This is a genomic window from Ruegeria sp. AB6, from assembly GCF_056542685.1.
The window spans coordinates 103,720-128,699 of the sequence record NZ_JBQGAD010000007.1 but is presented as its reverse complement, the minus strand read 5'-3'; the positions used below and the strand labels follow the sequence as shown (position 1 = coordinate 128,699).

Annotated in this window: 24 protein-coding genes and 1 pseudogene; 13 read left to right on the top strand and 12 right to left on the bottom strand. The window is 56.5% G+C overall.

Features of this window, described 5'->3' with window-relative positions; translation table 11 throughout:
* Nucleotides 1-7: 7 nt before the first annotated feature.
* The gene (locus ACR0DB_RS15240; protein ID WP_480551991.1) at nucleotides 8-2,335 is read right to left on the bottom strand and encodes a DUF1989 domain-containing protein; all 2,328 of its coding nucleotides are present in this window, start codon (nucleotides 2,333-2,335) and stop codon (nucleotides 8-10) included.
* A 113-nt stretch (nucleotides 2,336-2,448) separates the two neighbouring features.
* Between ACR0DB_RS15240 and ACR0DB_RS15235 the strand changes: the two genes are divergently transcribed.
* Nucleotides 2,449-3,459: a LacI family DNA-binding transcriptional regulator gene (locus ACR0DB_RS15235; RefSeq protein ID WP_480551990.1), complete on the top strand. Its 1,011-nt coding sequence runs from the start codon at nucleotides 2,449-2,451 to the stop codon at nucleotides 3,457-3,459.
* A gap of 335 nt (nucleotides 3,460-3,794) precedes the next feature.
* Here ACR0DB_RS15235 and ACR0DB_RS15230 read toward each other — a convergent pair whose 3' ends face one another.
* Nucleotides 3,795-4,535: an SDR family oxidoreductase gene (locus tag ACR0DB_RS15230; protein ID WP_480551988.1), complete on the bottom strand. Its 741-nt coding sequence runs from the start codon at nucleotides 4,533-4,535 to the stop codon at nucleotides 3,795-3,797.
* Nucleotides 4,536-4,563: 28 nt separating this feature from the next.
* Complete coding sequence (locus ACR0DB_RS15225; RefSeq protein ID WP_480551986.1) at nucleotides 4,564-5,559, bottom strand: quinone oxidoreductase family protein; 996 nt, start codon at nucleotides 5,557-5,559, stop codon at nucleotides 4,564-4,566.
* 91 nt (nucleotides 5,560-5,650) lie between these two features.
* Between ACR0DB_RS15225 and ACR0DB_RS15220 the strand changes: the two genes are divergently transcribed.
* A complete protein-coding gene (locus tag ACR0DB_RS15220) occupies nucleotides 5,651-6,487 on the top strand; it encodes a LysR family transcriptional regulator (RefSeq protein WP_480551984.1) in 837 nt (278 codons plus the stop codon).
* A 2-nt stretch (nucleotides 6,488-6,489) separates the two neighbouring features.
* Here ACR0DB_RS15220 and ACR0DB_RS15215 read toward each other — a convergent pair whose 3' ends face one another.
* From ACR0DB_RS15215 to ACR0DB_RS15195, 5 genes are all read right to left on the bottom strand, one after another.
* Nucleotides 6,490-7,185, bottom strand: a complete 696-nt coding sequence (locus ACR0DB_RS15215; protein WP_480551982.1) for an SDR family NAD(P)-dependent oxidoreductase — start codon at nucleotides 7,183-7,185, stop codon at nucleotides 6,490-6,492.
* A 9-nt stretch (nucleotides 7,186-7,194) separates the two neighbouring features.
* Complete coding sequence (locus tag ACR0DB_RS15210; RefSeq protein ID WP_480551980.1) at nucleotides 7,195-7,704, bottom strand: nuclear transport factor 2 family protein; 510 nt, start codon at nucleotides 7,702-7,704, stop codon at nucleotides 7,195-7,197.
* 60 nt (nucleotides 7,705-7,764) lie between these two features.
* On the bottom strand, nucleotides 7,765-8,718 hold the full coding sequence (locus tag ACR0DB_RS15205; protein ID WP_480551978.1) for an alpha/beta hydrolase: 954 nt from the start codon (nucleotides 8,716-8,718) through the stop codon (nucleotides 7,765-7,767).
* 113 nt (nucleotides 8,719-8,831) lie between these two features.
* Entirely contained in the window at nucleotides 8,832-9,719 is an 888-nt protein-coding gene (locus ACR0DB_RS15200; protein ID WP_480551976.1) for a helix-turn-helix domain-containing protein, read from the bottom strand.
* A 51-nt stretch (nucleotides 9,720-9,770) separates the two neighbouring features.
* On the bottom strand, nucleotides 9,771-10,667 hold the full coding sequence (locus ACR0DB_RS15195; RefSeq protein ID WP_480551974.1) for a LysR family transcriptional regulator: 897 nt from the start codon (nucleotides 10,665-10,667) through the stop codon (nucleotides 9,771-9,773).
* A gap of 120 nt (nucleotides 10,668-10,787) precedes the next feature.
* Between ACR0DB_RS15195 and ACR0DB_RS15190 the strand changes: the two genes are divergently transcribed.
* The 4 genes from ACR0DB_RS15190 to ACR0DB_RS15175 all read left to right on the top strand — a co-directional run bounded on the left by ACR0DB_RS15190 (nucleotide 10,788) and on the right by ACR0DB_RS15175 (nucleotide 13,564).
* Nucleotides 10,788-11,282 (top strand): nuclear transport factor 2 family protein, encoded by a 495-nt coding sequence (locus tag ACR0DB_RS15190; protein WP_480551972.1) that lies wholly within the window; start codon nucleotides 10,788-10,790, stop codon nucleotides 11,280-11,282.
* Between the two features lie 20 nt (nucleotides 11,283-11,302).
* Complete coding sequence (locus ACR0DB_RS15185; protein ID WP_480551970.1) at nucleotides 11,303-11,695, top strand: nuclear transport factor 2-like protein; 393 nt, start codon at nucleotides 11,303-11,305, stop codon at nucleotides 11,693-11,695.
* Nucleotides 11,692-12,294 carry an NAD(P)H-dependent oxidoreductase gene (locus ACR0DB_RS15180; protein ID WP_480551968.1) on the top strand — a complete coding sequence of 201 codons (603 nt, stop codon included), beginning with the start codon at nucleotides 11,692-11,694 and terminating at the stop codon, nucleotides 12,292-12,294. Before ACR0DB_RS15185 ends, ACR0DB_RS15180 begins: the two co-directional genes overlap by 4 nt.
* A 112-nt stretch (nucleotides 12,295-12,406) precedes the next feature.
* A complete protein-coding gene (locus ACR0DB_RS15175) occupies nucleotides 12,407-13,564 on the top strand; it encodes an adenylate/guanylate cyclase domain-containing protein (protein WP_480551966.1) in 1,158 nt (385 codons plus the stop codon).
* Nucleotides 13,565-14,191: 627 nt separating this feature from the next.
* On the opposite strand, the gene ACR0DB_RS15170 is transcribed toward ACR0DB_RS15175, so the two are convergent.
* The 3 genes from ACR0DB_RS15170 to ACR0DB_RS15160 all read right to left on the bottom strand — a co-directional run bounded on the left by ACR0DB_RS15170 (nucleotide 14,192) and on the right by ACR0DB_RS15160 (nucleotide 17,776).
* Nucleotides 14,192-14,449: a LysR substrate-binding domain-containing protein gene (locus ACR0DB_RS15170; RefSeq protein ID WP_480551964.1), complete on the bottom strand. Its 258-nt coding sequence runs from the start codon at nucleotides 14,447-14,449 to the stop codon at nucleotides 14,192-14,194.
* A gap of 225 nt (nucleotides 14,450-14,674) precedes the next feature.
* On the bottom strand, nucleotides 14,675-16,591 hold the full coding sequence (locus ACR0DB_RS15165; protein WP_480551962.1) for an adenylate/guanylate cyclase domain-containing protein: 1,917 nt from the start codon (nucleotides 16,589-16,591) through the stop codon (nucleotides 14,675-14,677).
* Between the two features lie 363 nt (nucleotides 16,592-16,954).
* A complete protein-coding gene (locus ACR0DB_RS15160) occupies nucleotides 16,955-17,776 on the bottom strand; it encodes an AraC family transcriptional regulator (RefSeq protein ID WP_237218046.1) in 822 nt (273 codons plus the stop codon).
* Between the two features lie 231 nt (nucleotides 17,777-18,007).
* On the opposite strand from ACR0DB_RS15160, the gene ACR0DB_RS15155 reads away from it, so the two are divergent.
* Both ACR0DB_RS15155 and ACR0DB_RS15150 read left to right on the top strand, forming a co-directional pair.
* On the top strand, nucleotides 18,008-18,820 hold the full coding sequence (locus tag ACR0DB_RS15155; RefSeq protein ID WP_480551960.1) for an SDR family oxidoreductase: 813 nt from the start codon (nucleotides 18,008-18,010) through the stop codon (nucleotides 18,818-18,820).
* 38 nt (nucleotides 18,821-18,858) lie between these two features.
* Nucleotides 18,859-19,701 carry an SDR family NAD(P)-dependent oxidoreductase gene (locus tag ACR0DB_RS15150; RefSeq protein WP_480551957.1) on the top strand — a complete coding sequence of 281 codons (843 nt, stop codon included), beginning with the start codon at nucleotides 18,859-18,861 and terminating at the stop codon, nucleotides 19,699-19,701.
* A gap of 362 nt (nucleotides 19,702-20,063) precedes the next feature.
* Here the strand turns inward: ACR0DB_RS15150 and ACR0DB_RS15145 are convergent, their stop codons facing one another.
* The gene (locus ACR0DB_RS15145) at nucleotides 20,064-20,555 is read right to left on the bottom strand and encodes a flavin reductase family protein (protein ID WP_480551955.1); all 492 of its coding nucleotides are present in this window, start codon (nucleotides 20,553-20,555) and stop codon (nucleotides 20,064-20,066) included.
* A 101-nt stretch (nucleotides 20,556-20,656) separates the two neighbouring features.
* On the opposite strand from ACR0DB_RS15145, the gene ACR0DB_RS15140 reads away from it, so the two are divergent.
* The 5 genes and pseudogenes from ACR0DB_RS15140 (at nucleotide 20,657) to ACR0DB_RS15120 (ending at nucleotide 24,979) form a co-directional block, all read left to right on the top strand.
* The gene (locus tag ACR0DB_RS15140; RefSeq protein ID WP_170787007.1) at nucleotides 20,657-21,631 is read left to right on the top strand and encodes a LysR substrate-binding domain-containing protein; all 975 of its coding nucleotides are present in this window, start codon (nucleotides 20,657-20,659) and stop codon (nucleotides 21,629-21,631) included.
* 103 nt (nucleotides 21,632-21,734) lie between these two features.
* A complete protein-coding gene (locus ACR0DB_RS15135) occupies nucleotides 21,735-22,796 on the top strand; it encodes an LLM class flavin-dependent oxidoreductase (protein WP_480551953.1) in 1,062 nt (353 codons plus the stop codon).
* Nucleotides 22,793-23,572 carry an SDR family NAD(P)-dependent oxidoreductase gene (locus tag ACR0DB_RS15130; RefSeq protein WP_480551951.1) on the top strand — a complete coding sequence of 260 codons (780 nt, stop codon included), beginning with the start codon at nucleotides 22,793-22,795 and terminating at the stop codon, nucleotides 23,570-23,572. The genes ACR0DB_RS15135 and ACR0DB_RS15130 overlap by 4 nt, the downstream gene beginning before the upstream one ends.
* A 3-nt stretch (nucleotides 23,573-23,575) precedes the next feature.
* A complete protein-coding gene (locus ACR0DB_RS15125) occupies nucleotides 23,576-24,379 on the top strand; it encodes an SDR family NAD(P)-dependent oxidoreductase (protein ID WP_480551949.1) in 804 nt (267 codons plus the stop codon).
* A 93-nt stretch (nucleotides 24,380-24,472) separates the two neighbouring features.
* Nucleotides 24,473-24,979, top strand: a pseudogene (locus tag ACR0DB_RS15120) (trimethylamine methyltransferase family protein).
* The last annotated feature ends 1 nt before the right edge of the window (nucleotide 24,980 follow it).

The following is a 24,980-nucleotide window of genomic DNA, read 5'->3' as shown; positions in this document are numbered from 1 at the left end:
TTTTGATTTATGCTCTGGCGCGCGTGCGTTGCGGATCCACAAACGGGATATCCACAACCACCCCACCAAGACGTTTTAGGCGACCGTCTAATTGTCCAATTTCCAAGCGGGTGCCAGTCTCGGAAAATTCGATCGATAGCCGTACCATCGCAATGGCGCATTCAAACGTGGGCGAATACGTGGCAGAGGTTACCTCGCCGATTTGCCGTTCTCCGGCAAAGATCGGGGCGCCATGCGCGGGAACATCGCTGCCGCCTAGCGTCATGCCTTTTAAAACCCGACGTGGGTTTTCGGCATTTCGCGTCAATGCACCCTTGCCGACGAATTTGGGTTTGTTCAGATCAATCGCAAAGCCCAGCCCCGCTTCAAACGCATCGACGCCTGGGGTGAATTCAGCACCGGCCGCAGCTAGCCCCGCTTCGATCCGAATGGTCTCAAGCGCGGCCGACCCCATTGGCGTGATGTTAAACTCTTGCCCGGCTTCCATAAGAGCATCCCAGAGCAAAAGCGCATCGGCCTGAGAACAGAACACCTCATATCCGAGTTCGCCGGTATACCCCGACCGTGACAGCATAAACGGCGCCCCGTCGCGGGAGTGCAGCCGGGCGATTGTGACACCAAACCACTTTAGTTGTTCCAGAGACGGGACATGCGGCTGCGTAAACACAATCTTGCGCAACAGGTCCCGCGAACGCGGCCCTTGCAGCGCCAGATTGGGAAGAGACCCTCGCATCGCATGAATGCGCACATGAAGGTTGTTTTCCAAGGCCAAAGCTTCAAGCACGCGGGCACTCTCTTCAGTGCCGCAACACCAGCGGAACAGGTGATCGCTTAGCCGGAACAGCGTGCCGTCATCAATCACAGCCCCCGTCTGATCGCACATCAAAGTATACGATCCGCGCCAAACCGACAGCTTTGCAACGTTGCGTGTCGTGGCCAATTGCAAAAGCTTCTCAGCATCCGGCCCGATGATGTCAAATTTCCTTAGGCCGCTCATATCCTGAAGGGTCACGGCTTCACGACACGCCCAATATTCTCCGATCGAACCGACTGAAGGAAAGCTGACAGGTGCCCAAAGATCCCGCGCAGGTGCGAAGTCCTGCGTCAAAGGCTCCAACCGCTTGAAGAATGCAGACTCCTGACTGAGCGACATTGGGGCATCTTCCTTTTCACGATAAGCAACAGCGCGGCGAATTGGGGTGTTCGTCTTGTAAATCCGGACGTGTACGTCTGTTGGATTCCAGCCGTTTATCGGGTCTATGTCGTCCGGGCAGGCGGTTGACACACAGGTGAGCCGCTCCATCGCTCGCATCGCCACATAATCACCAGGTCGCGAATAGCTCTCCGCAGTCCGGAGATCATGGGTGTGGGGATCAACCCAGGTATTCCAAAAGAAATTGATCGCAGGCCAGGCTGAACGCCGCCGTACTCCGAATGGGTCCAACGCCGCCGAAATATTGTCCGAGCAGTTAACGTGGCCTGGAAAACCGCGCTCTTCGTACCCCCGTGCGGTGCAGGCCAGTCCAAAGGTATCATGACGCCCACAAGTGTCCTGAAGTACATTCAAAAGCGGGTTCATGTCCTGATCAAAAAATTTGTCCAATGATCCGGGCCCCGGATAGCTGCGCCGAACCAGAGATCGCGTGGCCGTATTGTCAATCAACAGCTCTTCGCCCCTGTCCAGCCCGTCGGTGCGCAGCGCAAGAAAATCCGAACATTGCTGCCCTTCGACATCAATGATCTGAACAACTTCGCCGGGGGCCAATTCATAGGCCACGCCAGTACCCCGTGCGACGGTGAACTCGTCTCGCACATCTCCCAATTCAGGCGGCAAGATTGGCGTATTGCGTTTGGCGGGCTGAAAGGATGCCGTGACCCAGCTGTTGAGAGCGCCAGATACCAGTTGTTCGTTATTGCCCAAGCGCACCACCCAGACAGTGACGCGCGCTTTCACGCTGAAAACCACCTGATCTTCCGACGCCGGAACATTGGTGACGGGAATGTCAGAAGATGCATTCCCACCCATTGCAGTCACCCAACCCAACAAAGCCCGACAATCAGCAGCATTCATGTCCAGCTTGCCTGTGGCATTTACCCCGAGGGCCGCGAGAGCATCTTTGCCTTTTGAGTCGAATGCACCGATCTGCAGATCGGACGTCAGCCAGCGGCCCGATAGTGAAAGCAGGTCCCCAGGCTGCATGTCAAACCGTTTAGCTTCTCGTGCCGCGAGCCGATGGGTTGTCCCGCTTTGCGCCTTAGGAAAGCCAAAGAAGGATCGCTCGGGAGAAGTCCACCCGATGTTGCTGAAGTCGTGAATGACCGAATGGGACGTCATGGAAACCTGCAGCCGCAGCTAAATGTAACTAGTTACATAAGTTGATGAAACTAGTTACATGTGTCAAGTTTATTTCTATAGCGCTTGCTGAACAGCCTCGATTAAGAAAGTAAATGACTGAAAAAGAGACAAAGAAACGAGCCAACCTCAGGGACGTGGCCAGAGCCGCCGGTGTTTCCGTCGCCACGGTTTCGCGTGTATTAAACACACCTGAGGCTGTATCCAAGAACACGCGCGACCGCGTCCAGCAGGCAATCGAATCCCTTCACTTTGTCCCCAGCGCAGCTGCCAGGGCCATAAACTCGGGGCGAACTCGGGTGGTGGGTGCTTTGGTGCCGACACTGGACAATGCGATCTTCGCCAGATTCCTCTCCGCACTCGAATATGAACTCGGCGAGTTCGGGTTATCCTTGGTGGTTGCAACAACCGCAGGAGACCCGGGAATCGAAGCCGAGAAGGCGCAACGTCTGATCGACATTGGTGCAGAAGCGCTAATCGTTTCCGGAATTACCCATAGCCCTGATTTCGACAACCTGATTTCTCGCACGCGGCTGCCAACCATAGCCACATCTTACTACGACGACGGATATTCACTGCCTACCATCGGCTATGACAATGCGCGCGCTTCCCGCATGGCACTGCAATACCTCATCGACGCGGGGCACCGCCAAATTGCCGTTATTCACGGCCCAGCGGACAACAACGACAGAACGCGGGCGCGCCTTTCAGGCCTGCTTGTCGATATGCCGGGTTTGGAGACTTTCAAATTTGAAACCAAAATCACTTTGGAAGGCGGCGCAACAGCCATCCAAAACGCCCTGAGCGCTGGAACTCACTTCACCGCCGTAATGTGCACGTCGGACGTTCTCGCGCAGGGCGTACTTTTCGAGCTAAATCGGCAAGGCATGGTGGTTCCATCAAACGTCTCTTTGGTTAGCATCGATGACCTGCCCGTATCCGGTCAATCGGTACCAGGCATTACAACGGTTCACTTGCCGGTGGTTGAAATGGGAAAGAAGACCGCAAACGCGGTCATCCGATGGATTGAGGACGGCATCCGCCCTGACTCACAGTTGATTGATGTTACTCTTAAATTGCGACAGTCGGTGGCTGAAATAACATGACAGTTAGCAGGTAGCCCCCCTGAACTCGGATGACCGCTTGTCGCGCCAAATCAGCCCTTTTCTTATGCAGTTCAAATGCCTGGTTAGTCCGCCCACCGGACGTTCGATGGGCTACAATACGCAGCTAGACAGTGAGCGGCGACTCAGGAGCCCAATTTGCCTAACACTGCAGACCGATTGAATGTCAGCAATGCAGGTTGCGCCTGCGCTCGCGTTCGGCCCGACTTGGACGCTGCCTCCAAACCCATAATCTGCTTTGATGAAGCCAGAACCGCCACCCTAAACAAGTCCGTTTTGGGCAAACTGCCTATTTGCCTTTGGACTTGTGGCAGACGTCAATCACGCACAAGGTGACCGCCATCCACATCCAAGACCGAGCCCGTTAGAAACCCGTTTGTCATCGCCATGACAACGGCTTGTGCGATGTCCTCGACCTCTCCAACCCGTCCTGCGGGCAGGCTGCTGCCAACCTGCGCATACATGGCTTCACGTCTCTCTTCAGTCATTGCGGCATAGGCTTCGGTTGCAACCATGCCAGGGCTGATGCAATTCACCCGCGCCCGACCAGCCAACTCTAGCGCCAGCCCTTTGGCCAGCGCTTCGACCGCCGCGTTTACTGCGCCCAGGCCAGTAGCTCCGGCCGATGGGCGACGACTGAGCACGCCGGAAAAGAACGTGATGGAGCCGCCTTTGACCAACACCGGCAACACTTCACGTGCAGTCATATAGGGGCCGATGAACTTGGCCTCGAACATAGCGCGCAGATCGTCGATGGGCAGGTCGGTGAACGCCCCACGCGCAGCACTTGAAGCAGAGATCACCAAGTGGTCAACCGATCCCAGCCCTCTGGCCCAGGAGGACACTCCTGCTCCATCAGTCGTATCCACGGGCGCGATCCGTACCCCGCTCCCAATTTCGCCCGCGGCAGCCTGAAGCTTGGCAGTATTGTGACTGGCGATTGTAACTTTTGCCCCGAGGGCGGTAGCCATTTTTGCTGTTGCTTTCCCCATGCCGCTGCTGCCACCAACGATGACAATGTGTTTGCCACTCAGGGCGGTCTCGAAAACAGTGTTCATTGCTGTGATTCCTCTTTTACTGGATGGGTCAGTCGAAGCTCAGCACCAGCTTGCCGGTTGTTTCACCGGCTTCTAGGCGGCGGTGCGCCTCGGCAGCTTGAACAATGGGCAGGGAGGTGACTTGAGGGCGCAGAACGCCCCTCTCAAGCAGATCAAACACTGTGGCCATATCCGCGCCAAACTGATCAGGTCGATTGATGAAATAGGTGTATATGTCGCTGACACGGACCGAGACGGACTTTTGGAAGTGCTTCGCCAAGTCTTCGGCAAAACTGCCTGTAGGCGGACCGGCAAGAAACCCGAATAGAACGGTTGTGCCCAGAGGTGCCAGTACATCGAGGTCTGATTTCAGGGTATCGCCCGAGATCGGGTTCAGCGTCAGATCCACGCCGCGCCCCTCGGTAAGGTCCATCACCCGCGCGGTGACATCCTCGGTGCGATAGTCGATGACGTGATCGGCGCCCTGATCTTTGGCATATCCAACCTTGGCAGTGCTGGTCGAGGCGATTACCGTCATGCCCAGATGCTTGGCAACATGCAGGGCCATGGTGCCGACACCCCCGGCTGCCGCGTGAACCAGTATCGATTTGCCGGCCGCCGCGCCGCCCAGATTGACCAGCATGTGATAGGCGGTCATCCCGTTGACGGGGATTGCAGCGGCTGTTTCGAAGTCCACGGTATCGGCCAGCCGAGTGACGTAGGGCGCAGCGATTAGCGAATGGGTACCGTATCCACCGGCCCCGATTGGTCCCATCCAAGCCACACGGTCCCCAACAAAAAAGCCTTCGGCACCCTCACCCAGCGCCTCGACCACACCGGCACCTTCGACCCCTGGTACATGAGGCAGATCGGGCATCATCCCCTCGGGCATCTCACCGCGTCGGATGATCGTGTCGATAAAGTTGACCGCCCCGGCTGAGTTGCGGATCAGGATTTCCCCGGCATCGGGGGTCGGGGTCGCCTTGTTGGTCTTAAATAAGACGTCCGGTTTGCCGGTTTGGGTGATTTCCATGGCGAAAGGCATCAGCTATCTCCTTCTGTTGCGCAGAAGGTAGAGGTCACATCAAGCAATGATAATGATTGATATCAGGAGTTATAATCTCAAAAATAGAATAATGATCTACAACGACCTTGCCCTGTTTACTGTCGTCGCAAACCATCTGAGCTTTTCCAAGGCTGCAGACGGTCTGGGCATACCGCTCAGCCGGGTCAGCCGCAGGATTGCAGAGTTAGAAGACCATCTGGGCACCAAACTGTTCGAGCGGACAACCCGGCAGGTTCGCCTGACGGAGGAGGGCCGGCGCCTTCTGGACCGATGCCAGGATCCGATCGAGGCGTTGCAGGGTGTTGCAGGCTTTGCCGACGATACCAGACGCCAGAGTATCCGCATCACGGCACCTCCGCTGGCAGCACGCACGACGATTGGCCCTCGGCTGTTGGATTTTGCGGAACAGAATCCGGATGTGGCGCTTGAGATGACCACCACCAACATCATGCTGGACTTCTTTCGCGACAATATTGATGTGGCTTTTCGGGTAGGCCCACTCACCGACTCCAGCCTTGTCGCGAAACGGCTCTGGTCGGTTCCCTACTGCTTTTGTGCCGGACAAGGGTTTATTGGAGAGCGTGGGCTAAGAGGGTTGATTTCCAGACCGGACTTTCTTGCTTTGCCCGCGCTGACAGCTGGTCAACCCTGGGTGCTAGAGAGCGGGGAAACACTGCACCCGAAGCAAACCGCACACAACTTAACCGACCTTGATGTCATTGCGCAGGCCGCCCGTCGAAACCTGGGTGTCGCGATGCTGCCTTCGGATATGGTAAACAGCGATCTAAAACGGCTTGAGGTTATAGACACCGTCCCTCTGACGCGGGACATGTTCGCAGTCTATCCCAGCCGCCGTCTGTTGCCCGCACGGATCAGGAAGCTAATTGATTTCATGACACCCGGCTGAACCTACCAATCAATTGCAACACCATCGCGAAAGAACCCTCCGGTCGGGCCGCCTTTCGGCAAAGTCGCTGCCCAGACGACTCCTTTGGCCCGTTCGGAAATCGGACGTCCCCCGCCGCCCATATCCGTGGCAACCCAGCCGGGACAAACGGCGTTCACGAGAATGCTCTGAGGTTTCAAGGCGGCAGCGGTCTTGAGGGTCAGCGCATTCAGAGCCGCTTTGGACACGCCATAGCCAGGCGTTCCGGCGGACATGCTGGACAGCGACCCCGCCCCAGAGGACACGTTGACGATCCGGGCATCCGTGGCTCGTTTTAACAGTGGCACCGCCGCGATCGTCGTCTCCCATGGTCCGAAAAGGTTCGTATCGAATGCTTGGCGGACCCTGTCCAGATCGGCGTGGTGAACCTGTTGGTCGGCGTCATAATCCACGCCCGCGTTGTTCACCAGAACATCAAGGCGACCATAGACCGATTCAATCGTCAAAAAGAAAGCGGCAGCAACAGAGTCCGGATTAGAGACATCCAGTTGCAAGGCTTCCGCCCCATATCCGATTTCATCCGCAGCGGCCTGCCCTTTTGCCAAGTCGCGCACACCGATCAAAACTTTCATCCCATGGTCTCGGGCCAATTGCCGGGAGACCTCTTTGCCAATACCGCGATTGGCTCCGGTCACGAGTGCGACGCGCTGACTGGTCATGGTCCTTCCTCAATTTGCCTCGGCCGCGCGCTGACCGGCAAGAGCCACAAGCCCACGGTCACCGGATTCCCAGATTGCCGTCATGGTCATCGATGTGACAACCCAGCGATCATCTGATTTCTCAAGCTCATAATCATAGCGGCCACCCAGCACCCACAAGCCGTCATCAAGACGATGGGTTGCTGTGAAATCCGCCTGTGCCGTCGCAGATGTATCGGACAGGGAGGTGACGGTGTGATTGGTCACCATATGGTGCGTCGCGTCGAAACCGGGCAGAAAGGCGGACCATCCAGCTATAAGCTCGTCGGCGGGTTGTGTTACTGGGTCTCCGCCCCAGAGGCTGGTATAATCCGTCGTGACGGTATCGGAAAACGCGCCGCGTACGCGGGCCCAGTCGTGGCGGTCAGCACCTGCCGCGATGTCGGTAATGGCAGTCGAGATATCCGCTTGTTGTTCAGCAAAAGCCGCGGATCCGATCATAGAGACGGCCGCAAGGGTCGATGTGAGTTTTCTACGCATGAGGATGCTCCGAATAGATGAGGGTGGACGCCGAACGATTGCTCGGCGTCCGGACAGGGCTTAGTTGCTCGAACCGGCGCGGAAGTGGTCAGCGACGGTATCCGCTGCGCGGGTGACATCCGCGGGATTGTCGTAGAAGTCGAACTGCGTGACATCCTCCAGCCATTGCTCGGTCGCCTCGCCTGCAAAGCCGGCAAGGAAGGTCTGCACGCCCTGTGGGATCGCCGCGCTTTCCGAATGCACAATGGCCAGTGGCTTATCCAAACGCTGCGGATTGTCGGCGGGGTGATAGGTCAGCCAACCTTCCCAGCCCGCATTGTTCCATTTGTCATCGTATTCGGGGATCGCGCCACGGTCGGCCTCATAGTAGTATCCGCCGATTGGCATCAGCACGCCCTCGGCACCCTCGGGCCCTGCGGCAGGAATGATCTGGCCGCCAGCGGCCTCGGCGGCATGGGACACTTCAATCAGCCCTGCGACACCTTCTGCACCGCCATAAACCGCCTCGACGATCTGGGCGTTCTGCAACCAAGGTGCAACCAGACCCAGCCGCTGAACCAGCGGATTGCCAGAGACTGCATCGACCATGTACCCGGCCGAGGCACAAATCCCCAGACCGTTGATGTGTTCGGCATCTACTTCGGGCAAGGTCGCGACGAATGCAATCGCGGCTTGGATGTCCGATGTCTTGGCCTCGGGGCTTTCAACAAAGCGCACGTTGTTCGGCAGATCACCCGATTTGCCCCAACCGCGGAAATCGAAGGTGAAGGCCGCAAAACCGCGTTCGGCCATCTCGCGGGCATAGTTGGCGGGCATCTGTTCCTGAACCGAGGTCCAGGCCCCGGTCACGACGACGGTCGGCAGCGGCTCGGTTCCGCGCTCTTCCGGCAAATACAATGTGCCGGACATGGTGGCGCCTTCGTTCTCAAAGGTGACGGTGCGGGTTTCCACCTGCGCAACGGCGGCTGTCGACGCCATCAACGCGGCAGCAGTGTTCATAGCAAGGGTGTTCATAGCGGTATCTCCCAAAATCTGTCTGGATGGGCATACGCCCAATGACACCTGAGATACGACGCCGGTGGCAGGGATACTTGCACCGGACTGCCGCGTTTTTGAAAGATTCTGCTTCAGAGAGCCTGCGCCGCACGGAACACGCGCGGGGTCTGGCCCACCACCTGTTTGAAACTGCGCGTGAAATGCGCCTGATCCGAGAACCCGCAGGCCAAAGCGATGTCGCCCAGAGGGCGCGCTGTGTCTTCGATCATCTTCATCGCCTGCTCGACCCGGTAGGCCATGACATATTGCATGGGGGTCGAGCCCAGCGTTTCCTTGAATACCCGCGCGAAATGCGAGGGGCTCATGCCCGCCTCAGACGCCAATTGATCGACGGTGATCGTCTGGTCCAAACGGTCCTGCACATAGGCCAGCACCCGTTGGTAGTGCTGAGAGGTAAAGCGCGAGGACAGCTCAACCTCTTCGGCGCGGCGTTTGCCGTATTTCTGCAGCAGTTTGACCAGAAAAACCCGGCTCATGGCTTCGAACATCACCGCCGAGGACATATCGTCGGTCGCAAGCGCGTCGCGCAGGATGACGCCCGCAGCACATAGGTCAGGATCAGAAAACTGCGGCTGGTCGTGAAACTGCTCTGGTGCCAGCAACATACCAAGTTCAGATTGGGCAAAGTGCTGAACCTTGTCCGGGTGCAAGGTGATCACAATCACGTCGGACTGCCCGTACCACCGCCAACCCGACCGCATGCCTGCCGGGGTCACGATGACTTCGTCCTTGCAAAAGGTGAAATCCCGCAGCGTGCCGTCCCGCCAGTTTTGCACGCGATGCCCCTTTTCCTGCAGGTTCAGGAGGACGTGGTGTTCCGAAAACACCTCTTCCGGCATCCGATCGGGTTCGGCGCGAAAATACCGCACTGACATCAAACCTGCCGCAGAAGGGCGCTGCATCGCATCGCTGTTCAGCAACGGTTCTGACGGGTAGATATCAGCGTATCTTAGGGGCAAAGAGCGGCTCCGGCTGGCACTATTCGATATGTGGGGTCTGCGCGCGCAGGGTCAAACGCTTTGCTGGCGCTTTATGTGGTCGATGAACAGCCTTAGGGGCATCATGGATTTATACTCGCGTGGGAAATACATGAAAAAGCCAGGGGTGGGTCCCAAGTGGTCGTCCAGAACCGGTTGTAACTCTCCCGCAGCGATCTGGGTGCCGACATAGGCCTTGAATGTATAGGCGAGGCCCAGCCCTCGCTTAGCCAGATCGACGGAGGCTGGAAGGGCGTTGGCGATCAGGTTGCCCTGCACATCGACGTCATACCCTCCCTCGCTCGATAGAAAACTCCACGGCGCAATCTGGCCCGAGGATTGAAACCGGTAGCGGATACAAGTATGCCCCAGAAGATCACGTGGTGTGTCCGGGATGCCTCGTGCCGCCAAGTAGTCCGGACTGCCGACAACGGTCACCGGAAGCGGCGGCGTCAACCGCACTGCCACCATATCCTGCGCCACACGATCCCCCAGACGGAAACCGGCGTGCAGCTCTTCGCCCAGTATGTCTGACAGCGCATCCGTTAGCGACAGCTCCAACTCGATCTCGGGATACGCGGCGCAGAAACTGTTGAGGATCGGACCAACAAAGAGGTGATAGGCAAACTCGGGCATCGCCAGTTTCAACGTGCCCCGCGCGGCGTGACCGGTGCTGCGCGCGCTTTCGACGGCCTCAGAGAGTTGATCAAAGGCAGGCCCAGCGCCACGGATCAGGGCGCGTCCGGCCTCGGTCAGGCTGATCGAGCGTGTTGTCCGAATGAAAAGCGCGGTGCCCAACTGATCTTCCAACGATTTCAATTGATGGCTAACGGTTGACGGCTTGATACCCAGCGCCTCGGCCGCAGCACGTAGCGATCCGTGACGCGCGATGGCCGTAAAGATTTCAAGCGTGGCAAGTGGCAGGCGCATCATATCTCCGAGCTACCTCATTATTCGATATGATACATGAAAGTAATGCCAACTTGGTTAATTATCACGCGCAATGAAAATTATTAACTTTGTGTCACCACGTATTCAGGAGGATACAAGATGAACACTCTGACCAAAGTTGCTGCCCTCACCGCTGCTCTGATCACAGGAGAGATCGCCATGGCCGCATCCCCCGAAGACAATATCAAGGTCGTACAGGACTTCTTCGCCGCCTATGGCGCCAACGATCTGAACGGCATCGCAGCCGTGATGGACGAGAACGTAAAATGGCACATCCCGGGCCGCCATCCCTTGTCCGGAACCAAGACCGGTCGGGATGAAGTACTGGCGTTTTTCGAACAGCTGGGCACCGCCGGATTTCAGGCCGAACCCATCTATTTCGGAGCGGATGAGACCCATGTGGTTGATATCCACCGCGGCTGGTCGAACGCCGACGGCAAACCGAATGTCGATACGACCTGGGCGCTCGTCTACAGGATCGAGAATGGCAAGATCGTCGAGGCAACCAACCTGTCCGCCGATCAGGATGCGGCAAACACGTTTTTCTGGTCCCAGTACTCGCTGGCTCCGGTCCCTGAGCGGCTGGCCAAGTGAACTATCAACAGGTGATTCAAGTGACCGATTACCCCGAAATCCGCGGTTTCATCGCCGACTGGTTTGCCCGGTTCGACAGGCTGGATCCGATCGACGCGTTCCTGCCTGACCTCCATCCAGACGTAGAGTGGGATACGCCTGACATCGACACCGCACTTGGCGGACATGACCGGGTGCGGGCCTGGTATCGGGTCGTGTTGGAAACCTTGCAGCGCCCGACCGAGCATCACGTCAGCAAGATCGTAGTCAAACCCGGTGCCGCACAGTTCGAACTTCTGTTTCGCGCCACGACCGTTGCGGGCGACCTCATTGAAGCCAGCGTTCAGGAAGACTGGCGCTTTGAAACCCGACCCGATGGCCGCCCGCTGATCACCCACTATTCCGCAAAATTCTTGCAAGAGGCTGATACATGAAAAACCTCGTACTGACCGCCCATCCGGACCTGAGCAAATCGCGAATCAACCGCGCATGGTTCGACGCACTCTCTGATGTTTCGAACGTGACGACCCGAGATCTAACCGCCATTGGTGGTGCCGAGATGCGTTTTGACACAGAAGCCGAACAGGCCCTCTTGCTGGCGCATGACCGGATCGTGTTTCAATTTCCATTCTACTGGTATTCCGCACCGCCGGTGATGAAGGCTTGGATGGATCAGGTGCTGAACTATGGGTTCGCTTACGGGCCGGGCGGGGACCGCTTGAAGGGGCGCGAGCAGTTGATCCTCGTCTCAACCGGTGGCCCGGAGCACAGCTATCACGCAGGTGGATACAACAACTTCTCCATGGCTGAGTTTCTGAAACCGTTCCAACAGACGGCGAACCTAGCAGGCATGACATATCTACGCCCGTTCGTGGCTCACGGCATGGCGGTGGCAACTCAGGATCAGATTGACGAGAATGTGCCCCATATGCTGGCTTATTTGAGTGATCCCGAACTGGATCCAAGAGTGAGACAAGCCCGATTGCTCAAGCAACTAGAAGACGACCCCTCGCTGACGGCGGCGGTGAGCTGAAGCCGACGGATCCCGCGTCTGGCAGAAAGGCATGAGTTTTTCAGCCGGCGTGGGTTCTTTCGTGACCAATGACAGCTAAAGTATCAGCGCGGAACAAGAGTGTGAGACCACGATGACCGAGACTGATCACCTGAAACACTGGTTGATTTCCGATGGTCGCCTGCTGGGCGACGAGGGTCTCATTGTCAAAGGGTATTGCGAAGGATTGGTGGCGCTTGGCGTACCCCTGGCCCGCGCAAGGATCGCCCAGAATTACTCGAACCCTTTGCTTAGCGCGTGGGGCATCATCTGGACGCCGGAAGAAACCCGCCGCTACACCGTACCGACCACGGTTCTGGCAACAAGTGCATGGCACGGCAGCCCGTTTGAATATGTCGTCACGCAGCGGCGCCCATTGCGCAAACGCCTGACCGATCTTGACGTTCTGGAAGAACATCCGGTCTATGCCGAGTTGGCCGAAGCAGGTGCCACAGATTTTCTGGCCATCCCGCTGGAGCATGGCAACGGTTCGGTTCAGGGCACCAGCTTCACCTCGGACGCAGATGCTGGGTTTTCGGACGCGCATATCCGATACATCGAAGACACGCGATACGCACTTGCCGCTGCTTTGGAACCCATCGCAATGCGTCATTCGCAAAAAAGCCTTCTGCAAACCTATCTGGGGCACGGTCCCGCCGAAGAGATTGATCAGGGCCACATAAAGCGCGGAGAACACAGAACAGTTTCAGCCGCGATCCTATTTGCGGATCTTCGTGGCTTCACCAGCAAAGCCTCATCCTGGTCCGAAGACGCTTTGCTTGCCATGATGGGTGAGTATTTCGAAATGGTCGTGTCGCCCATCCAAGAACAGGGCGGTGACGTTCTCAAGTTCATGGGGGACGGCATACTTGCAGTTTTCAACATTGATGACGATGCGGAAACCTCGTGTAGATCTGCGGTGCTAGCTGCAGAACAAGCCCTGACCACCCTGAGAGGCTACAACGAAACAGCCGCCGACACGGGAAAAGAGCCAATAGAATTCGTAGTCGGCATTGATTTCGGTCGCGTCACCTTTGGCAACATCGGCAGTCCGGATCGCTTGGATTTCACAGTTGTCGGACAAGCTGTGAATGTGGCCAGTCGTGTTCAGGAGCTATGTAAGAATTTGGATGAAAAGTTACTGGTGACGCAGAGCGTCGCAGAACATATGCCACACCATATGCAATCAGCCGGCTGTCACTCAATCCGCGGTTTATCCAATGAAATCGAGGCGTATAAGGTCCGAGAATAGCTTTTTCAAAGCCAGGTTTTCGGTGACCGCGACCACTGTTATCGCCTCGATCAAAAGAAATTTTCGTTTGCGCCGAACAAGTGGGTACTTCTGAACTTTCACCCGGGTCAACACAAGATAGAGAAGAGCTTACGACGGCCTCGCGCCTCTGAATATGTTTGCAATACGAATGCCAGTTTGAGGTGAAGTTGAACTATTACGTCGACTCAGAAGAGAATAACCGACGCCCACCTATGGTGTATCTTGGCTGTCGGAGATGTCTCGAAGGCGGACGCAAGAAGGAGACCGGCGGCTTGGTCCGTGGTGCTGGGCTACTGCAGCTTCCTTAACAAGTGGGAAATCGTGTCACTTAATTCTAACCCAATAGCGGCGACTTCAGGATCAGTTGAAAGGTGAAGTTAACCTTTCGCGCCCATCTGGAAAATAGAATACTTGGGTGCCTTTAGCGAAATCGACATGAGACTCAAATATTGTCAAAACGGCGCTTACTATGAGTGCTGCCAAACTGAATTTGGCACTTTCGACAACTGGCACTGCTGAGTTGGCCCGGTTCTTTTTGAACCCTGAATTTGGGATTTTTCAACAAGAATTCCCGTTTTCGATCAGTTTTTGTCGTTGCTGATCAAACTAGTCCTCGATCATGTCCAGCAGTGCCGAAACGGCCCGGTAAGCTGCAGCCACCCGCCATGTGGGACGATGATCGTACGTTTCCAGTATGCTTAACCGACCGTCGGTCACGTATGGCTTTAGCAAGTGGCGCGGCGCGCACGTCAGCATGTCCACGCTCTGGACGACAGCCATGATCATTCCGTACTGATCTGTCGGAAGCGTCGCGCGAAACGGACTACCAGTTTCTTGCTCCAGAAAGGCGAGATGATTTTGCAAATCAAGGGGTACTTCGGTGCGAATTCATCTGAGTCTAATGTGGAACGTTGTGAAAATGCAGTGGGCGCAGCCCGGCAGTTGGGCGCGTTGGCAACAGGTAATTCGCAAAAAAAGTCACCTCGAAAGCCAATGGATCTGGCTCTCAAGCTTACAAAGGGTTGGGGTGCCCGAATGAGAAGGTGCGCCAAGCTTGATGCTACTCCATGCAGGACCGCATCGTAGCGGTCAGCCTGCACTATCCTCCCGCAGCGGGGCAAACTGTCCCTCGGGCATGTCCACTGCTCTGTAAGATTCGACAAAAGGCAGGATATGTTGATCCGGGCGCGCAAAGCGCCGATACATCCAGACAATGTCAGCAATTTTTATCCCCGGACGAATTTTGTAGAGCCTGTCTCGCGCGGAAATGGCTGCGTCTCGAGGACCCAGTTCAGCCAGAATTGCAACCTCGATGGAAACCGACCACCAAACGTCCGGCTGTGCACCCTTGCGATAGGTCTTCAGCGCTGTTTCGTAATCTCCGTTCAGGAAATGATACTCGGCCAGCGCCTGATACCAGTTTGGGTCTGCTGCATTTGGGTCTAGCGCGATTGCATTTTCGACAAGCGCAGCCCCCAAATCCAGACGACCGGACCATATGAATTCATAGCCGATTTGCCCTTGCAGATAACGATCGGTTCCCAACGCCAGTGCTGTTTCGGCGGACGAGAAGAACCCGTCAAGATCGCGCTGAATCTGAAGCACAAGCGCCAGAAGGAAATGAGCGCGCGCAGAATACGGGTTCAGCGACACCGCGTTCCGCGCGGCCTCTTCCGCGCGTTGGATTTTCTGGTCCTGTGCCCCTGGATAAAGCCCGGTAAAAAGCTTCACATCGGTCAGCAGTGCCTCGGCCAATTGCGCCCACCCGCGCCAATACTCGGGTTCGTCCTCGACAACCCGCACAATACAGCCCCGGACGCGCTCTTGCATATCTCGTCGGTTCAGAAAGCCAACGCGCAGCAAGGAACATTCATAAGACGAGAGAAGTTCCGGAGGTTTCGCACGCGCATGACCTGCGTGAATGCGCTTGATCGCCCCGCCTGCGTCACCCAGAGCAGAGGCAACTTTTTCGGTGATGCTCAGTTGAACGTCTAAAATGTTTGAAGTCGTAAGACTTTCATCATACGCCCCAGACCAGACCTGATGCCCCGAAGTTGTGTCTATCAGTCTTGCCGTCACGCGCAGACGATCTGCAACCTGCCGGACGGAACCCTCCAGCACATAGTCCGCGCCGAATTTCTGCCGGATGCTGCTCGGGTCACTTTCGGCCGGCCCAACAGAATGGGTGGATTGGCGGGACAATACATTGAGGTCCTGGTAGCTCCCCAGCTCAACGATGATGTCTTCGCCAATGCCAACAGCCAACAAATCGCGGGCGTCCGTATTGCTAAGGTTTTGAAACGGCAGAACCGCAACGGTCGGACCTGTTGGCTCTGACAACAGAGCGGCTTCATCAAAGGTCATGGCATCGGACGGCTCGTGATCAAAGCTGATCCACCACGCAATCAAGCTTGCAACGCCCAGACAAACCAACACCGATGCACCGGTCATCAACGGAAGTTTGTTGGATCGCTGTTCAGAGGCGGGTGCTCCGTCAAGCATGACGCGAAAAACCCGAACCGGTTCAGCGATGTTCTTTAGGGTTTTGGGGCCGAGATCCTCAAACTCGGCATCTACCTTTGCCATTGCCTGCTGCGCGACACTCTCAGAAACTGCGACGCCCCCTGGATCCGCCAGACCTTCAATGCGAGAGGCAACATTCACCCCGTCACCATACAGGTCTCCATCAGCGATCATGACATCACCAAGGTTTATCCCGATCCGAAGTTGCAATAGCGACCCGTTGGCGAGGCCAGGAGCAGCCTCAGCCATTGCCCGCTGGATCTCGACACCACAGTTAACGGCATCGACAACCGAAGCAAATTCGACAAGAGCACCATCCCCCATCAACTTGACGAGACGCCCGTGATGTCTCGCAATTGCGGGATCAAAAATCTCTATGCGCAACGTCTTGAGAGCGGACAATACCCCTGTTTCGTCGCTGCCCATCAACGACGAATACCCAACGACATCGGCAGCCATGATCGCGGCGAGTCGGCGCTGCATAGGACCCTCCTGCTCGCAGTTTAACGGATGTCGCGAAATCTCGACAGTGGATGCCCTACTGATAGTCTAACCAATTTGGCTGTCATGGTTCAGACTAAGTGTTCGCTTCACCTCAACGGCCCCTACTCTTAGCAGACGCAGCAAATGTCAGCTTTCCGTCCAAATCAGACCTTCACTCCATAGACCCCATAATGCGCGCGGCCTAGCAAACCAACCGCATGCTGCGCGCGCAATATCAGCCAATGACCGAATTGCGGACAACTTGCCAATTCGCCGGTAACTAAAACGACCGCTCTCGGAAATTGACCGGCCCGAAAAGTTTGGCTCGTTACATGGCTTGGCGTTTGCGTTTTTCCTGCAGGGCTATTGAACAGTTTCGAAAACCCGATCTTGTCTTGGAGAGCGCCCGAACTTGCGGGCATATTCCCTTGAGAATTGAGCCGGGCTTTCATATCCAACCCCGTAGGCAATCTCTGATATCTTTGCTCCGGTAGATTGAAGCTCATTGCGGGCATGAAGCAGACGCAGGTCTTTCTGGTATTGTAGCGGTGATGTTCCCGTTACCGCCTTGAACTGCTCGAAGAAGGCCGAACTGCTCATACCCACACGCCCGGCAAGCTCTCCGACAACAAGAGGATTGGCCAGATCTGACCGGATTTCGTGTGTCGCCGCGAGAATCCTGCTGGACGTGTTTTCGTGCCACACCAGTTTTTGAAGCGTGCCGCCATGTTGCCCGATCAGCAGGCGGGCATGGATTTCCCTAGCCGTGATCGGTGACAGCATGTGACGCGTCTCTTCGGTTTCGCACTGCTGAAAATACCGCAACAGGGCGCTTTTCATGTCATCATCGGTGTCAGCCAGGCAGATCGAAAATGGATCCGACACGCGTTTACTAGAAGATTGAGGCAGTGAGGATGCCAGACCGCGCACGAGATCCAGATCAAGGGGGAACACGAGCGCAACGTAGGGACGTTCGGGTGTGGCCTCGGTAATCCTTGAGACAACCGGCAGTGCGTTGCTGACGATCAGCGACTGCCCTGCCTGTACGGAGAGCGTTCTGGTACTGGTCCCAACCTCTTTGGCGCCTTGTAAAACCGCGCACAACAGCGGGCGGTAGACATTTGCGTCATGTTGAGTGGTCGAAGGATGGGTGAGAAAAACCGCCCCGCTTTCCTTATGTGTCAAGACACCCTGCGCGACGCCCGCGTGGTCAAGCAGATCCCGAACATAGTCCAATAGTGTATGAGGTCTCATGAATGCCTCCAGTCGTTGCCCTCATCGCTAGCACGGAATAAAAATGACTATTACTGAAAACGCTTACTTGTGGATAATTAGGCAAGAAAATTGGAAGATATAGAAAGATACATCCTCTTTTTTTGTGACTATTGTATGCTTATAAACTTGCGGAGCAACAATGTGAAAACCATTCTGATCACCGGGGCGTCATCCGGTATTGGCGCAGCAACCGCCCGACATTTCCAAGCGAATGGTTGGAATGTCGTCGCCACCATGCGCAACCCTGCAGGCAGCACCGATCTTAGGGCTTTGGAAAACGTGCATCTGACCCAACTGGATGTGACGGATGCGGGCTCAATTGCAACGGCCGTTCGCGATGGCATCGAACGGTTTGGCCAGATTGATGTTTTGTTGAACAATGCGGGTTACGGCGCCTACGGTGCACTAGAGGCCTTTTCGATGGATCGCATCCGACGTCAGTTTGACACCAACGTGCTTGGGTTGATGGAAGTGACCAAAGCGGTTCTGCCTCATTTCCGTCAGAACCGGTCAGGCACGGTCATAAATATCTCGTCCATCGGAGGACAGATTACATTTCCGCTTGGCGCGCTCTATCATGGTACAAAGTTCGCAGTAGAAGGGCTGTCTGAGGCGCTGCATTACGAATTAGAACCCCTCGGCATTCGAGTCCGTATTGTCCAACCGGGCATGATACGGACGAACTTCGGCGGCAGCTCATTCGATTTTGCGATGGATGAGAACCTGCCGGACTACGCGCCTATGGCCGAAGCCATGGGGCGTCTTTTTGGCAAACTGGCCGCGAGCCCTTCTGAACCAGAAACGGTCGCGCAAGTCATTTGGGATGCGGCCAACGAGACCGGAAACCGCCTGCGTTTTCGCGCAGGACCCGATGCCGAAGAACTGCTGAACGCGCGGAAACAACAGGATGACGAGACGTTCATTGCTGGCCTTAAGCAAAAGATGGCGCCCTGAAGAACCCTTTAGTCATTCGCAGAAAAAAGGGATGCTCCATGTACCGAAAAGCAATCGAAAAAGGTGGCCTGGCCGTTGTAACCGGGGCCGCAAGCGGTGTCGGCAAGGCCGCGGCCCAACGATTTATTCAAGACGGCTTGGGGGTTGTGCTGGTCGATCTGGCAGGCGAGGTCTTGGACAGAGCTGAGGCAGAATTGCGCGATCAGGCTGGGGCGTCTGCAATTGTTCAGGCGGTTCCGACGGATGTTAGCGACGCCAAAGCTGTGAATGCCTTGGCAGATCAGGTCTTTGCGCTCGGTGAGGTGGCTATCCTGATGAACAATGCCGGTATCGCAGTGCCGTCCGGCAGTTGGGAAAACGCGGAAAACTGGCGCAAATTGTTTGAGGTCAATCTTTTTGGCGTCATGAACGGTGTCCATGCTTTTCTGCCGCGTATGATTAAGGCGGCGCGTCCGGCAGTAGTGATAAACACTGGGTCAAAACAGGGCATCACCACACCACCCGGAAACCCCGCTTACAATACCAGCAAAGCTGCTGTGAAGGTCATGACAGAAATGCTTGCGCATGACTTGCGGCAGGCCGAAGCGGATATCACCGCCCATCTGTTTGTGCCGGGATTTACCTATACCGGTATGATTGAAAAGTTTATGCCGGAAAAACCTGCCGCAGCCTGGACAAGCGAAGAGGCCGTTGACTATCTGCTGAGGCGCATGTCGGACGGGGACTTCTATATCCTCTGCCCTGACAACGATGTGTCAGAAGAACGCGACCGCAAACGGGTTGAATGGGCCATGGGCGATATCATCAACAATCGCCCGGCTCTTTCACGCTGGCATCCCGACTACGCGGATGCCTTTTCGACGCACGAGGTCTCGGAATAGTCAAACTAGACAAGATGCGGTGATAAATACACCGAGGGTGCTGGTGGATGGGGCGAGTAAGACCGTTGTGTATCTGACAGGCTCCACACCGAAACTTGAATCTGATCGGACAAAACCGGGGGATGTGGTCGGACACTCGTACAAACCACAGTATCAATTACTTTGGGATCGTTGCTGGCCTGAAGGGTTTATAGCAATGGCCAAGATAACTCTGCCCCTTAGGATCAAGGATCGGCCCATTTCGGTCATTCGCCAGAGTACCTCAACGCTGCGGGCGTTGCCCGCATTGCGGACATTGACCACAACGCAAAGGATTGCACAGAATTGAACAGGCATAACCTCCAATTCCTTCGGTCGCCGGTCTATTTGGGATAGGTCAGCTCACGAAAATCGCCATTCCAATACGCCAGCGGTTTAGTCTCAGAGCTTTCGGCGCGTTCGACCTTGCCGATCAGAATGCGGTGCGTGCCGAATGAGACTGTCTGAATATGCAGGCATGTGAAGATTGCGGCAGCATTTGACAGGACCGGCAGGCTCGTCCGTTGGTCAATCGTCCAATGTTCAGAGGTAAAACTACGCTGATCCGTAAGGTCGGGGGCACCGGCGAACGCAAGCGCCAGCATGTCATGCTGAGGCGCGACATAGTTCACGCAAAAGATCCCGTGTTCCTCAATCATGCCCAGAATGCGGCTTTTCTTGTTGATGCAGATCAGCACTGCAGGTGGTGCTGCCGTCAGGGAGCAGGCTGCGCTGACCGTCGCGCCATGCGGGCCGTGCTCGCCGCTGGTAGTGACAATTGACACAGGCGTCACCGCCTTGCGCATTGCGGATGTAAATTCAGTAGGGTCCAGCATGTCGCCTCCGTCGGTCTCAGGCATTTCTGTGGCGGCGACCGCCTTGAATACAAGAACGAATTGCTTAAGCTTTGCCTAACAAAAACTTATGCAGGCCTGTGATGCGACGCGCCCTTCGAAACAAACTGGATCATCTTCGCCCCGGTGCTTTGTCGAAACTGGAACCAGTTGGCTTTGACAGCAATCGAATGCGTCGCCCGCTGCCACCGTTGCAGACCCTGATCGCATTCGAAGCCGCCGCGCGGCTGCAGAGCTTTACGCTGGCCGCAGCGGAACTGAACCTGACACAACCGGCTGTCAGCCAACAGGTCAAGCTGTTGGAGCATCGTCTAGGCGTCAAACTCTTCCGTCGCCGCAACAACATGATCCTGCTGACCGAACAAGGTGAACAATTTGCCGAGGACGTGGCCGAGATCCTAAATACGCTGGGTGAAAGCGTACAGAACCTGGCCCCGGACGCTGGGCGGACGACGCTGACGGTTAGTCTGCTGCCCTCGTTTGCGTCGACATGGTTTGCCGCGCGGGCGCACCGGTTTGTGACGGCCAACCCTACGGTCGATTTGATCACTCTGTCGACCGTGGCAAAGACAGGCTTTGGCCAAGAGGATGCAGATGTCGCCATTCGTTGGGGGCCAGGCGGGTACGAGGACGGGTACGAGGAACGCCTATTCGGCGAGAAGCACATACTTGTGGCCTCTGCGCAAACGGCCGAAACGTTGCGCGACATGTCGGACATCAATGCGCTGGCGGATCGCCCCTTTCTGCACGACACAAATTACAGCGAGTGGCGCGCTGTGATCGAGAAAAATGGCGGTGATCCTGCGGCGTTCGAACGGGGGGCCTTTTTCGGCGACAGCAGTGCCACGGTGAACGCCATTCTCTATAGTCAAGGCATTGGCGTTGTGCGCGATGTGATTGCCCGGCATCTGCTGGTCTCGGGGGCTTTGGTGCAATTGCCATTCGAACCGGTCAAGGGGCCGTATTCCTACCACTTTATCTGCCCCGAACGGCGGGTAGAACAACCGCGCGTTCAGGCCTTTCTGACTTGGTTGCGGAAGGAGGCACAATCTCCATAAGAAATTCTTTGCCACTGGTAAAGGATTCAACATTTGGTGCTTTGCCAGCTTTCCGACAAACTGCACAGACCAAGTGATGCAGCCAGACCGGAGCCCCAACGACATGGAATTTTCGTTGTTCAACCTGATGACCAAGCCTGTTGATGGCTCGTCGCATGCGGATGTGTTCAACCAGATGCGCAACATGACGAAAATGGTGGATGAGGCAAGCTTTGACGTCGCCTGGTTCGCCGAACATCACCTGTCGAACTATTGCATCTCACCCTCGCCGCTGATGACAGCCGCGAACATGGCCGCCCACACCAAACGGATCAAGGTCGGCCCTGCGGTGGTGGTGATGCCTTTCTACGAACCCTTGCGTTTGGTCGAAGATATCTGCCTAGCAGATCAACTGACCGAGGGCCGTCTGGTTCTAGGTCTGGGCACTGGCTATCAGCCCCGCGAATTTAAGAAATTCGGATTCGTTATCGACGACCGTCTGATGCGCGGGCTGGAAATCTGGGATTGCATCGAACAGGGCGTCTATGGCGGCGTGATCGACTTTCAGGGCGACCACATTCAGATCAGCGACGCGGCCCTGTCCATCGCTCCGGTTCAGGACCGTATCCGCACCTTTGCCGTCGGAAACGCACCAGAGATGCGCCAGAAGATGATCGACTACGGGGCCGAAACGCTGACCACGCCGGCCATCGGACCAAACGCGATCGTGGGCACTGCGCGGCGGTTGTACAAGGAAACGCGCATCGAGAACGGCCTGACGGGGGATGATTTCCCCTTTGCGGTGCAGCGCTATATCTATGTCGCTCAGGACAAAGACGATGCCCGTGCGGCAGCCGAGCAGGTGCTGATCCATGCCCGCATGGCCAACAACATGCGCCGCGCGGAACCGCTGATGGAGGGCGCGGACCTCAAGATCGTGCCCTTCGACAACGAACCGGATACCGACACGGTTCTGCAGCGCGCCATCATTGGCGATGCCGAAGACGTCACGCAACGTATCGTGGCCGAAGCGCGCGAGTTTGGCATCACGCATCTAAGCGTCTTCATGCAGATTGCTTCGATCCCCTTTGCCAACACCCTGCGCTCGCTTGAGGTGTTCTGCGATCAGGTCATGCCTGCGGTGAATACCGCGCTTGCGGCGGATAAGGCGGCCCTCGCCTCATGAGCGGGCCGAATTTCTCGCTGGCTGGCAAAACCATTCTGATCACCGGAGCAGCACGCGGATTGGGTGCGGCGATGGCACAGGCCTGCGCCGCACAAGGTGCGCCACTGTGCCTGCAAGACATCAACGCCGAGGCCCTCGAGGCCACAGCGGACGGCTTGCGCGCGGAAGGAGCAACTGTGCGAACGGCCGCTTTTGACCTAACCGATTTCGACGCCTGCACCGATTGGGTGCAGGGTATCGGCCTGATCTGGGGTCTGATCAACAATGCCGGGATCACCAATCACGGGCACGTACTGGACCACACGGTTGATGACTACCGCTCGATCTATGATCTGCATGTCTTTGCACCCTTTGTGCTGGCGCGCGAAGCGGGCCGAGTGATGCGTGCCAATCAAGGGCCTCAGCGAGGGCGGATCGTTTCGATCTCGTCCATTGCCGCCACACATCCGCGACCGGGGGTCGGCAATTATGCCTCGTCCAAAGCGGCCGTCGCAGGTTTGACTCGGTCGCTAGCGGCGGATTTCGGTACGGACGGCATCTGCGCCAACGCCATCGCACCCGGCTATGTCCTGACCGAGATGAACCGTAAAATCCTGAGCGACGAAGGTTTCGTGCGCCGAATTGAAAACCGGACACCAGCAGCGCGGTGGGCGAATCCAGCGGAAATCGCGGCACCTGTGGCTTTTCTGATGTCCGAGGCCGCCTCTTACATCAACGGGCAATTGATCGCCGTTGACGGCGGTATGAATGCCTTTTTGCAATCCAATGAGGGATGACTGATGAAACGGTTGGAAGGAAAAGTCGCCCTGGTGACGGGTGCGGGATCCATGAAGGGTGGCATGGGCAACGGCAAAGCCACCGCCATTCGTCTCGCGCAGGAAGGCGCACGGATCTGTGCCCTGGATTTGCATCTGGCCGCGGCTGAAGAAACCTGCAAACTGATCCGTGCCGAAGGGGGCCGCGCCGTTGCGCTGGCCGCCGATGTCACGCAGGAAGATCAGGTTCAATCATCAATTACTCAATGCCTGTCCGAATTCGGCCAGATCGACATTTTGCAAAACAATGTCGGAATCCTGAAAACCGGCGGCGCCATGGACAGCACAGTCGAGGATTGGGACATGCTGGTGCATGTGAACATGAAGGCGGTCTTTCTGCCAACAAAGCATGTTCTGCCTCATTTTGTTGATCGCAAGGGGGGAGTTGTGACCAACATTTCCTCGATCGCCGGGCTGCGTTATCTGGGCACGCCCTATATTGGCTATAATGCCACCAAAGGGTCGATCATTTCCTTCACCCGCAATCTGGCAGCAGAAGTGGCACCACATGGAATCCGCGCAAACGCGATTCTGCCGGGCTTTATCGACACACCAATGGCGCGCGATATCACCGAACAGAATGCGGAAGACCCCGAGGCAATTGACTGGGATGCGCTGGACAAGCAGCGCGCAGCACGCATCCCGCTGGGCCGAGTGGGCACCCCGTGGGATGTGGCCAACGCCGCCGTGTTTCTGGCCAGTGATGATGCGTCCTATATCACCGGCACTGAAATTACCGTCGACGGCGGCGTTTCATGCCGCGTGTAGAGGGACGATCAAGGCGCGCCACACGGGTATTGAACCAGAAAGCAGTGCAGACACGCCTTGCGCCGGCTGCATGCGTGTTTGAAACCGCTGGAAGTGCTGGACCCTGACGCGATCGCCTATCTTCAGCGCTACCGCTTCGGAACCTCTGCGATGTATGGGCAATATACCGACTCGATCTCGAAAAAATCCAGCACACTAATGACAGGCATCCCCGAGGTCGCTTTGATCACGACAGCAATCGGTCAGCCTGCATGCAAACTCGACGTGCCTTGGCGAACCTCTTCTAACCATGTGTCCCCGAAGTCCTTTTGACGCGCAATCGGGCTATGAAACGGCTACAACCTTTGCGTCTCGGGGCCAAACCTGGTGCTGCATTCCGGAGGCAGGGATACGGGTCGGCTGGCCATCTGCGATGGCAAGTTCATCGCCAAGGACGCACAAAACCAGTTGATGGCGCGACATGCGGACGGGACATCAGTAGACCGGTTCGATGAGGCGCTTCAGCCCATGCGGCGGGTCGGACCAGTTGCGCGCGATCTCAGCGACCGTTTTACATTGGATCTTTTTCGCAGCGCCTTATTTGGACGGCGTCGTTTGTGAA